Origin of the sequence: Lentzea aerocolonigenes, assembly GCF_000974445.1 — a bacterium.
In the GTDB taxonomy this organism is placed as follows: Bacteria; Actinomycetota; Actinomycetes; order Mycobacteriales; family Pseudonocardiaceae; genus Lentzea; species Lentzea aerocolonigenes.
On record NZ_BBOJ01000022.1, the window covers coordinates 93,899 to 103,327 of the forward strand.

A 9,429-nucleotide genomic window follows, 5' to 3' on the forward strand; every position below is an offset into this window, starting at 1 on the left:
CCCTCTGTCATCGTGTCATCACAGAAAGTTCCATTGGAGACCGATGATGATCGAAGGGCTGGTACCGCCGTGCACACCTGCTTCCCCGCTCAGCTCCGCCGTGAACGCGAAGGCCTGGCAGCTCGCCCGCTGGACCCCGCGCACTCCGCGGGAGGTGAACCGCCAGATCGGGGTGCGGACCCGCCGTTGGGCGACCGAAGAGCAGCTCCGTGCGGCGTCCCGGTACGTGCGGGAACGGCAGGACGAGGTCGTGTCCGGAGTGGACGGAAGCCTGGGTGATGGCGCGCACAGACCCGCAGTGCGTGCGGCTGCGCACGAACGGCAGCCGCTGTGAAGCCCACTCCGCCGACTGGGGCGAACCCGATCCCGACGACCCGATGCCGAACCCCGTGGCGTGTTGGTCCCACCTGACGCCGCACGAACGCGAGATCGCCCTGGCCAACCGAGCCCGGCGCGGGCCCGCGACCGAGCCGCCGCGGCCGTGGAGACGCCCCAGGCCCGAACTGCCCTTCCACGACATGCGGAAGTCGCTCAACAAAGCGGCGTACGTGCTGGCGATGGAGACCGGGCGCTTCCCGGGCGCCGTCAACCGGGAGCTGAACGACGTGATGGGTGTCGAGCGTCGGCGTGAAGCAACGAGAGATCAGCTGCGCGAGGCACTGGAACATGCCGGCGGCCGGTTGCGCGAACTGAGGAGGCGCCGGAGCGACCAGGAGGATGTCGGCTTCACGTCAGGCGGCGATCCGCCGTTCTGAGCGGCGCTGGCGAGGTGGAATTTCCGCACTTCCGCAATGAGACGTCGGCAGAGATCCGCGCTTCTCACAACCGCGCTCGGAACGTGATCCCCCGCCCCCGAACGAAGCGGGCGCCGCGATCCGTCAACCGCGACGCCTCCGCTTCTCGCCGCGGGATTCGACGAGTGAGCTGAGTGGCAACCGAGGGAGTCGAACCCTGCGCGGCTTGTGAAGGCGGCGCTCAGAACCGGCCCGAACCCTTCGGCTGGGCGACGGCTGCCTTGGAGTTGTACTACTGGTGAAGAGGAGCGAACTGTGCGTGGAATACCCACAGTGTTAAACGCCCAAACGCCTGAGCCCGTTTCACGTCTCACTCGTGTGGGTGACTCTGGTCACCGTGCGACGCCTCCCGCCGTGGCGAGGTCTCCCTGCCGTGCGAGGTCTCCCTGCCGTGCGAGGTCTCCCTTGCCGTGCGAGGTCTCCCTTGCCGTGCGAGGTCTCCCTGCCGTGCGAGACCTCCCGTCGTGCGACACCTCCCGCCGTGCGATACCGCTCTGCCGTCGCAGCCCTCTGCTGCTACTTCCCCTGGTGCCGATCACGGCGCGCGCGGCTCCGTCGGGCCCGCACTACGTCACCGGCGTCCAGTCCGGGCTCAACGTCGCCCAGAGCGGTACCGGGCCAGGGCTGCCCCAAGGGCAACGAAGACCACCAGCAATGGCGACTGAGCGACGGGAGGTTCGAGAACACCGACTCGCCTGGCCAGTGCATCGCCCGTCAGCTCACCACGGGTTCGTGCTCACAAGGGGATACGGTTCGCGAGCCAGAAAAGTTCGGTGATCAATAAAAAATCTTCGGCCTCGGCGGTGAGACCCGCCGGCACCTGACGCCGGTCGCCAACCGGACCGAGCCGATGCCGCAGGAGCCGCGGCTCGACCAGATGACATTCCTGACCGTCCACGACGCCTACGCGAACGGGGTCGATGGCACGTTTACGCCGCCGTTCGTCGACCTCGCGAAGAACCAGACGCGCGGCATCGTGCAGCAGCTGCACGACGGTGTGCGGGGCTTCATGCTGGACATCCACCAGACCCCGGACGGCGGGATCCCCTGCCACAACAGCTGCACGCTGGTGAGCAAGCCCGTTGCGCTCAACGTCGGCCTCCAGCGGATGCTCAAGACCAACACCTCCAAGGCCTGAACGAGGTCCTGTACCGGCCCGGAGGCGTGCAGCAGAACCGGTGGCCGCCGCGTAGCCGGCTCCAGGGCGCGACCGAGCTCGGACTGGTCCAGTTACAGCCGATGGGATGAAAAACCACTCACGGCGACCGGGAGCTTCCAGCCGTTGTTCGTCATGAACCACTTCGGGGGACGTTCCGTTCAGCGGCACGGCGACGAACGACAAACAGCAAGCTCGGCAACCGGGCGCAGCAGTTCTGCCGGCCCGCCGCCAGGAAGAAGCCGAACTTCCTCGCAGTGGATCTCCACCACCTCGGAAACGCGCGTGCGGCCGTGCAGCAGCTCAACTCATACGCATATCGGGCCGTAGCCCAAATAGTGGGAGTTGTACGCTCCGCGCATGGCCTCGATCCTGTTCACGCGCGGTGCGCCCTCTCTCGACATCATTGACCAGGAGGGCCTGCGCGACGCGGCGCAACAGGCCTTCACGAACGACCCCGGCGGCACGTTCGCGTACGGCACGAGCGTCGGTTACGTGCCGTTGCGCGCGTGGATCGCGGAGCAGCACGGGGTCGAGCCGGAGCAGGTGCTCGTCACCAACGGCTCGATGCAGGCTGACGCGTTCCTGTTCGAGCTCCTCGTCCAGCCGGGCGACGACGTGGTGGTCGAGGCGCCGACCTACGACCGCACGCTGCTGAACCTGCGTCAGCGCGGTGCCAAGATCCACGCCATCGAGCTGGAGACCGACGGCATCAACGTCGACGCGCTCGAGAAGCTGCTCGAGAGCGGTGTGCGGCCCTCGCTCGCGCACATCATCCCGAACTTCCACAACCCGGCCGGCTACACGCTGTCCGAGGCCAAGCGCGCGCGGCTGCTGGAGCTCGCGGCCAAGTTCGACTTCGTGCTGTTCGAGGACGACCCGTACATCAAGGTCCGCTTCGAGGGCGAGCCGCTGCCGACCATGCTGTCGCAGGACAAGAGCGACAAGGTCGTCTACGCGTCGTCGTTCTCGAAGACCATGGCGCCGGGCATCCGCTGCGGCTACCTGGTCGGTCCGAAGGCCGTCATCAAGAAGGTCCAGGACATCGCGACCACCACGTACATCTCGCCGAACATGGTGGCGCAGTCGATCGTGAACTCGTACTGCCGCTCCGGGCGTCTCGACGAGTCGGTCGTCAACGTCCGCACCGCGCTGAAGGCCCGCAGGGACGCGCTGGTCGCCGCGCTGAAGCGTGAGCTGCCGGAGGCCGTCTTCACCGCGCCGCAGGGTGGCTACTTCATGTGGGTCGAGCTGCCGGGTGTGTCGATCGAGAAGCTCTTCGGAGTCGCCAAGGAGCACGGCGTCGAGTTCGTGAAGGGCTCGGACTTCCTGCTGGAGGGCGGCGACAACGAGATGCGCCTCGCGTTCTCGGGCGTCACGCCGGAGCAGATCGACGAGGGCATCACCCGTCTCGCGGCGGCCGTTCGCTCGCTTTCCTGATCTGCGCTTCCAGGTGCTTCGGCAGCGCGCGTCGCTGCCGGAGCGCCTGGCGCAGCCGGGGCACGGCCGCCCGGAACGCGGCCGGGTCCTTCAGCGACGCCGCCACCGCGCGGTGCACCGGGCGTCGCATCCACGTGGCCAGCACGGCGTTGCGCCGCTCGACGATGTCTCCGTCCGGCGCTCGTTCCGCGGCCGGGTGGTGGTGCGCCACCACGTCCTCGACGTAGCAGAGCGCCCACCCCGCGGCCGCGAGATCCCACGACAGCAACGACTCCTCGCCGCGGAAGAACAGCACCGGGCTGAACCCGCCGACCTCCAGGAACGCCTGCCGCCGCACGATCGCCGAGCAGGCCATGAACCCGAGCACGGCGGGGCCCGCGACACCGTCACCCAGCGGGCTGTCGCGCAGCAGCGAGGTGATCGGATCCGGTACCTCGGCAGGGCCGACCAGCGTGCGCGCCGCGATCACCGCGAGGTCCGGGTGCTCGTCGAGGATCGGCTCGGACCGTTCGAACGCGTCGGGCGCCCACCACGAGTCGTCGTCGGAGAAGGCCACGTACGGCGTCCGCGCAACCCGCACGCCGTGGTTGCGGGCCACCGCGCCGAGGTTCGCGCCCGCCTCCAGCACCTCGACCTCGGGAAACTCCCGCCGCACGCGCAGCACGGTGTCGTCGGTGGAACCGTTGTCCACCAGGATCACCGGAGCCGCGAGCTCGCTGAGGTGCGCGAGCGTGCGCACCAGGCTGGTCGCACGGTTGCGCGAGGCGATGACGACGGTTGTCCGGGTCATGCCAGTCGTCTACCCCAGGCTCCTCCGCCGAACCAGGCAGCCTGAGCGCTGCGCCACACCTCTTGGAGGCGAGCGCACCCACGAGTTAGTGTGTACACCAATGATTAGTACACCAAGCATTCCGGAGAACCCGCTCGAGCTCGAGCGACAGGTCTGCTTCGCCCTGGCCGTGGCGAGCAGGACGGTGATCGCCGTCTACCGGCCGATCCTGGAGCCGCTGAACCTCACCCACCCGCAGTACCTGGTGATGCTCGCCCTCTGGGAACGGTCGCCGCGCACGGTCAAGGACCTGAGCAACGTCCTGCAGCTCGACCCCGGCACCCTCAGCCCGCTGCTCAAGCGGCTGGAGGCGGTCGGCTACGTCGAGCGCCAGCGGAACCGCAACGACGAGCGCGCGCTCGCCCTCACGCTGACCGAGGCCGGTCAGGAGCTGAGGAACGAGGCGCTCAAGATCCCCTTCAAGGTCGTGGAGCAGCTGGACATGACGTTCGAAGAGCTCGCGCAGCTGAACGAGGTGCTGCGCAAGGTGATCGCCAAGGCGACGCGATGAACCCCGCCCTCAAGGTCTGGTACTACGCGGGCGGGCGGCTGCCGCAGAAGTACCGCGAGTTCGTGCACGACGACGTGACCGGTCCGAAGTGGCTGGTGCGCTTCACGATCCGCAGCCTCGTGCAGGTCACGCCGCTGGTCGTGGTCATCGTTCTCGCGCTCGTGTTGGGGCTCGGCTCGCCGTGGCCGCTGGCAATCGCGTGCGGTGGGCTCGGTTTCGTTGTAGGACTGTACTTCGCGTTGTCCTACGCACCGGAAAGTGTGGATTACCGGCTCACCAAGTACGGGTACCCGCGAGGGTCGGCGACTCAGGGGCGCCGAGAGCGCAATGCCGCGCAGGACCGCGAACGACAGGCGAAGTACGACGCGGTGTGGCGGCGATCCGAAGGGTAGGACCCCCAATGGCCTTGTTGAGCGACCAGTTCGAGTTCACGAGGCCGCAGATCCTGACCCTCACCGCAGGCGTGTTGCAGCTCGCGTTCGGATGGTTCGACGTGTTCGGACTGGACCCCGACTACCACGTCATCCAGGTCGGCGTCGGCGCGCTGGGCGTCGCGATGGCGTGGCGGCACGACCTCGCGCGGATGTACGGCGTGCTCCTGCTGCTCTCGTTCGGGATGCTGGCGTTCTCGCTCGACGACGTCACCACCGAGGGCTTCCTCGAAGTGCGCACGGCGCTGATCGGGCTCGTGATCACGCTGGCCAGGCCGGCGAAGGCAGCCCCGAAATAGGTTCGGCCCCAACGGAACGCAACGGCGTCAGCGTCGCGTAACCGTCCACCAGCAACGCCGCGTCGGTGCCGGGAGCGGGCTTGTCCTCCGAGTACACGGTGACGAGCTCCACCTCGTTCTCCCCCACCTCGTCCACCCGGCTCTGCACCGTGCCGAACCGCGCCAGCTCCGCCCAGCGGAGTCCTTGCACGTCAACGATGTTCGGCACGTTCAGCGACAGCACCGTGGCGGCGGGCATCTCCAGCAACTCGGGGAGCACCGCGCGCACCGCCTCGCCTGCCTTGTCCCACAACGGTTCGGGCCCGTCCAACCCGACGTCGAGCGACACCGCCAGCGACGTGACGTCGTTCAGGTGCGCGGTCAGTGCCGCGCCGACCGTGCCGGAGTGCAGGATCGCGCGGCCGACGTTCGCACCGAGGTTCACTCCGGACAGCACCACGTCGGGCTTGCCGCCGAAGCCGCCGCGGCACGCGATCAGCGAGATCAGTCCCGGGTGCGCGGCGACCGCGTAGGCCTCCGCGTCGAGGCCGGGCAGCGTGCGGCGAACGCTCGCCACCCTGCCGCTGTCACCGGCGGCCGCGACCGAGGCGCTCGTGCCGCTGGCCTGCTCGGCCGGTGCGGCGACGACGACCTCCAGTCCGCACTCGACCGCGGCACGAGCCAACGTCAGCAGGCCGGGAGAGTCGATTCCGTCGTCGTTCGTGATCAGCGCGCGCATCCGCTCATTCCCCGATCGGCTCCAGTTCCACGCGTCGGCTCAGCTCGCGCACCGCATCTCCCCCGCCGCTGCCGAGGCCGTGCCGGGTCACGTTCACCGCGCCGGCCGCCGCGCCGAGCTTCACCGCGTCCTCCAACGACATACCCAGCGCGAGTCCGGCTGAAATCCCCGCGGTCATGGAGTCGCCCGCGCCACGGGTGTCGACTGGCTCCAGCCGAGGCATCCTCACCAGGTACAACGCCTCGTCCAGCAGTGCCAGCGCCGGTTCGTCGGCACGGGACACGACCACGCCGTGCACACCCGACTTGGCGATCTCACGGCACTTCCGCACGAGTTCGGGCAGCTCCTCCTCACCCAGTTCCTCGTGACTCACCTTGACGACGTGCGGACCGCCCCGCACCGCCTCGGCCAGCCGGTCCCCGGCCAGGTCCACGATCACGCGGCAGTCGTTGCGCATCAGGTCGGCCGTGAGGCGGTAGTACGTGTCGTGCGGCAGCACGCGGTCGTCGGACGGCCCGCTCAGCACGGCCGTGCCCGCGCGGATGCCCTCCACCAACGCCAGTTCGTACAGGTCGTCGAGCTCGTGGCGGGACAACGCGTCCGGCGGCATCTCGACCATCTCTGACCGGCTGCCGTCACGTCGATCGTGCACGTAGGCGCCGTTGCGCGCGGCGACGTCCCGCGCGCGCAGGTCGACGTGTTCACCTTCAAGCAACGTGCGCAACACACGGCCTGTCTCGCCGCCGAACGCCGCGCACACGACGGCTTCGACGCCCAGCGCGGCGATCATCCTGGACTGCCAGAAACCCTGGCCACCGGCGTGCAGGTGCACGTCGGGCTCGCCGTCGAGGTCCTCGACGGTCACGGTCAGCTGAGGGGAAGGGGCAAAAACGGCAACTCGGGCATCCACGGCATCCGGCTACCCAGCCGTCACGCGCCGGAACCACCTGTCGGGTCGTCGCCGTCCTGAGGTGCGGGCGCGCCGCCGGGTCCCATCTTCTCGTCGGCGCGCCACTCACCTGGTTCCGTCATGTCGCGGTACTCGTCGACCTCCTGAGGGGTGGGGTCGACACCGGCCTCTTCCGCGAACTCTTCTGCTTCTTCCGGATCCGTCATGCCCGACGGAGTACCCAGAAGAACTCAGCAGACGCCGCCGTCGCGCCAGACGCCCCACTGGCCGGTGGTGCCGGGCTCCTCGCCCTGCGTCCACCACTGCGCGGTCCACTTGTGGCCGTTGTGCGAGACCACGTTGCCGCCGGTGTAGATCTTCGCGCGCTCCCACGCGGGCTGCGAGCACGGGCCGGGCGGCGGGCCGCCGGTGTCCCACGGAACCTGGGCCGAGCGGTAGAAGTTGATGCCCATGGGCGCCCAGCGCGGGGCCTGGGCTCCCAGGCGGACCTTGAACTGGTCCCAGTTGTGCGTCGACCACGGTGACCAGCCCAGTTCCGCGATGGCCGAGAGCCGCGGGAACGCCATGAACTCGATGTCGCGCGACGTCACGACCGTCTCTGTCCACAGTGGAGCTTCGACGCCGCGGACCGCGGATTCCGGCACACCGCTCAGGTGAGTGCCGGGGTTCCAGTCGTAGGCGGTCTGCACCTCGATGTACCCCGCCCACGACAGCCCGAGAGGCGTGCTGGAGTTGTACTTCATGTCCAGGTAGGCCTTGTTCGCGGGCGACATGACCACCTTGTTGCCGCGCACCGCCGCTGCCTGCACGGTCGCGTTGGACGTGGTGGTGCCCCAGTACTGCGGGACGGCGGTCGTGTCGGTCGTGGTCTTCACGAACTCGTGCCACCCGAGCACGGTCTTGCCGTACTTCTTCACGATCGGCAGCGCGCGGTTCATGAACGCCTGGTAGTCCGCGTCGGAGGTGGCGTGCGCCTCGTCACCGCCGATGTGGAAGTACGGGCCAGGCGTGAGGGCCGCGATCTCGCGCACCACGTCGTCGACGAACTGGTAGGTGATGTCCTTGCCGACGCACAACGAGGAGTAGCCGACCTCGATGTCCGTGCGCAACGGCGGAGCCTGTCCGTTGCAGTTGAGCTCGGCGTACGAGGCCTGCGCGGCGTTGGTGTGGCCGGGCATGTCGATCTCGGGGATCACCGTGATCTTGCGCGCCGCCGCGTACTGCACGATCTCGCTGTACTGCGACTTGGTGTAGTACCCGCCGGGCCCGCCACCGACCTGCGTGCTGCCGCCGTACGTGGCGAGCCGCGGCCAGCTGTCGATCACGATCCGCCAGCCCTGGTCGTCACTGAGGTGCAGGTGGAAGTAGTTGATCTTGTACAACGCCAGCTGGTCGATGTACCGCTTGACCGACGCGATGGGGTGGAAGTGGCGGGCCACGTCGAGCATCGCGCCGCGGTAGGAGAACCGCGGGTGGTCGACGATCAACGCGCCCGGCACGGTCCACGGCCCGGGCTGCGTGGTCGCGCTCTCCACCGCCGCGGGCAACAGCTGCCGCAACGTCTGCACGCCGGCGAACAGCCCCTCGGAAGTGTTGGCCCTGATGACGATGGCGCTGGTTGCGACGTCGAGCTGATAGCCCTGGTCCCCCACGGAGCCCGGTGCACCCGCCAGCAGCAACGAGATGCCGTCGGCCGGCGTTCCCACCGCGTCGGACACCGGCAGCGCGTAGCCGGTCGAGGGCCGCAGGACACCGGCCAGGAAAGCGCCGACGTCGCGCGCGGCAGGGGCTGTGTAGATCTTCGTGGCTGCCGTCAGCGTGTGCGTGACACCGCTTCGGGCCTGCACCGACACCGGGACCGGCACGAGGCTGGACAACGGTTCCGCGGCCTGCGACTGCGCGCTCACGGACAGGGCCGCGGTGACAGCGATGACCGCGGCGAGAACGCGAGTTCTCACGACTCCTCCTCTTACGAGCCGGGGGCGGCGACCCGCGGTCCAGCGTGACGACCTGTCCCATTTGCCGTCAATGGTCTGAGCCAATTCGGCCGCGACCGACGTGGTGCCGTCGATCGAGACGCTGGTCCCTGCGGATCTCGCGGCAGAACTCGGGAGGCACCGCACGTGCAGAGTTCGTGCTGGTCGAGGAACCGAGCACCACCGGGCCGTCAGCCCGATCGCCCCGCTGGAGCAGCCCGGAGGCGGTGAACGCGGTGGCGGGCCTGGACTTCACCGACTTCCACCACCTCGACGCCAAGGGGATCACGGCGGTGGTGCGCTACACCGGTGCCGTGATCCCCGAGGCCGACGTCCGCCGGGCGATCGACGAGCTGCGTCAGTAG

At 68.7% G+C, this 9,429-nt stretch carries 13 protein-coding genes; 8 read left to right on the forward strand and 5 right to left on the reverse strand.

Annotated features, from left to right (window positions below; all coding sequences use genetic code 11):
• Window positions 1–46 precede the first annotated feature (46 nt).
• From AOM45_RS36735 to AOM45_RS36750, 4 genes are all read left to right on the forward strand, one after another.
• Window positions 47–334, forward strand: a complete 288-nt coding sequence (locus tag AOM45_RS36735; RefSeq protein ID WP_156094033.1) for a hypothetical protein — start codon at window positions 47–49, stop codon at window positions 332–334.
• Window positions 279–755 (forward strand): hypothetical protein, encoded by a 477-nt coding sequence (locus AOM45_RS36740; protein ID WP_156094034.1) that lies wholly within the window; start codon window positions 279–281, stop codon window positions 753–755. Before AOM45_RS36735 ends, AOM45_RS36740 begins: the two co-directional genes overlap by 56 nt.
• 889 nt (window positions 756–1,644) lie before the next feature.
• Window positions 1,645–1,932 (forward strand): PI-PLC domain-containing protein, encoded by a 288-nt coding sequence (locus AOM45_RS36745; protein WP_051784005.1) that lies wholly within the window; start codon window positions 1,645–1,647, stop codon window positions 1,930–1,932.
• Window positions 1,933–2,310: 378 nt separating this feature from the next.
• Complete coding sequence (locus AOM45_RS36750) at window positions 2,311–3,390, forward strand: aminotransferase-like domain-containing protein (RefSeq protein WP_201780139.1); 1,080 nt, start codon at window positions 2,311–2,313, stop codon at window positions 3,388–3,390.
• Here AOM45_RS36750 and AOM45_RS36755 read toward each other — a convergent pair.
• Window positions 3,353–4,180, reverse strand: a complete 828-nt coding sequence (locus AOM45_RS36755; RefSeq protein WP_030469647.1) for a glycosyltransferase family 2 protein — start codon at window positions 4,178–4,180, stop codon at window positions 3,353–3,355. The genes AOM45_RS36750 and AOM45_RS36755 overlap by 38 nt on opposite strands.
• A 100-nt stretch (window positions 4,181–4,280) precedes the next feature.
• Here AOM45_RS36755 and AOM45_RS36760 point away from each other — a divergent pair, with 100 nt between their 5' ends.
• The 3 genes from AOM45_RS36760 to AOM45_RS36770 are packed head-to-tail and all read left to right on the forward strand — an operon-like array spanning window position 4,281 to window position 5,460.
• Window positions 4,281–4,730: a MarR family winged helix-turn-helix transcriptional regulator gene (locus AOM45_RS36760; protein ID WP_030469648.1), complete on the forward strand. Its 450-nt coding sequence runs from the start codon at window positions 4,281–4,283 to the stop codon at window positions 4,728–4,730.
• Window positions 4,727–5,122: a DUF5313 family protein gene (locus AOM45_RS36765; RefSeq protein ID WP_030469649.1), complete on the forward strand. Its 396-nt coding sequence runs from the start codon at window positions 4,727–4,729 to the stop codon at window positions 5,120–5,122. The genes AOM45_RS36760 and AOM45_RS36765 overlap by 4 nt, the downstream gene beginning before the upstream one ends.
• 8 nt (window positions 5,123–5,130) lie before the next feature.
• Entirely contained in the window at window positions 5,131–5,460 is a 330-nt protein-coding gene (locus AOM45_RS36770; protein ID WP_030469650.1) for a hypothetical protein, read from the forward strand.
• On the opposite strand, the gene surE is transcribed toward AOM45_RS36770, so the two are convergent.
• The 4 genes from surE to AOM45_RS36790 all read right to left on the reverse strand — a co-directional run bounded on the left by surE (window position 5,423) and on the right by AOM45_RS36790 (window position 9,019).
• Complete coding sequence (gene surE, locus AOM45_RS36775) at window positions 5,423–6,178, reverse strand: 5'/3'-nucleotidase SurE (RefSeq protein WP_051784006.1); 756 nt, start codon at window positions 6,176–6,178, stop codon at window positions 5,423–5,425. The genes AOM45_RS36770 and surE overlap by 38 nt on opposite strands.
• A gap of 4 nt (window positions 6,179–6,182) precedes the next feature.
• A complete protein-coding gene (locus AOM45_RS36780; RefSeq protein ID WP_236703959.1) occupies window positions 6,183–7,043 on the reverse strand; it encodes a 1-phosphofructokinase family hexose kinase in 861 nt (286 codons plus the stop codon).
• Between the two features lie 65 nt (window positions 7,044–7,108).
• Window positions 7,109–7,294, reverse strand: a complete 186-nt coding sequence (locus tag AOM45_RS36785; protein ID WP_030469653.1) for a hypothetical protein — start codon at window positions 7,292–7,294, stop codon at window positions 7,109–7,111.
• Between the two features lie 24 nt (window positions 7,295–7,318).
• Window positions 7,319–9,019 carry a beta-N-acetylhexosaminidase gene (locus tag AOM45_RS36790; protein ID WP_051784022.1) on the reverse strand — a complete coding sequence of 567 codons (1,701 nt, stop codon included), beginning with the start codon at window positions 9,017–9,019 and terminating at the stop codon, window positions 7,319–7,321.
• A 203-nt stretch (window positions 9,020–9,222) separates the two neighbouring features.
• On the opposite strand from AOM45_RS36790, the gene AOM45_RS36795 reads away from it, so the two are divergent.
• Window positions 9,223–9,429, forward strand: a complete 207-nt coding sequence (locus AOM45_RS36795) for a hypothetical protein (RefSeq protein WP_030469655.1) — start codon at window positions 9,223–9,225, stop codon at window positions 9,427–9,429.

Excerpts from the sequence above, each read along its gene's own strand:
- surE (WP_051784006.1), bottom strand. The coding sequence starts at position 6,178 with ATGCGCGCGCTGATCACGAACGACGACGGAATCGACTCTCCCGGCCTG.
- AOM45_RS36785 (WP_030469653.1), bottom strand. The coding sequence starts at position 7,294 with ATGACGGATCCGGAAGAAGCAGAAGAGTTCGCGGAAGAGGCCGGTGTC.
- AOM45_RS36745 (WP_051784005.1), top strand. The coding sequence starts at position 1,645 with ATGCCGCAGGAGCCGCGGCTCGACCAGATGACATTCCTGACCGTCCAC.
- AOM45_RS36735 (WP_156094033.1), top strand. The coding sequence starts at position 47 with ATGATCGAAGGGCTGGTACCGCCGTGCACACCTGCTTCCCCGCTCAGC.
- AOM45_RS36765 (WP_030469649.1), top strand. The coding sequence starts at position 4,727 with ATGAACCCCGCCCTCAAGGTCTGGTACTACGCGGGCGGGCGGCTGCCG.
- AOM45_RS36750 (WP_201780139.1), top strand. The coding sequence starts at position 2,311 with ATGGCCTCGATCCTGTTCACGCGCGGTGCGCCCTCTCTCGACATCATT.
- AOM45_RS36740 (WP_156094034.1), top strand. The coding sequence starts at position 279 with ATGGCGCGCACAGACCCGCAGTGCGTGCGGCTGCGCACGAACGGCAGC.
- AOM45_RS36755 (WP_030469647.1), bottom strand. The coding sequence starts at position 4,180 with ATGACCCGGACAACCGTCGTCATCGCCTCGCGCAACCGTGCGACCAGC.
- AOM45_RS36770 (WP_030469650.1), top strand. The coding sequence starts at position 5,131 with ATGGCCTTGTTGAGCGACCAGTTCGAGTTCACGAGGCCGCAGATCCTG.
- AOM45_RS36760 (WP_030469648.1), top strand. The coding sequence starts at position 4,281 with ATGATTAGTACACCAAGCATTCCGGAGAACCCGCTCGAGCTCGAGCGA.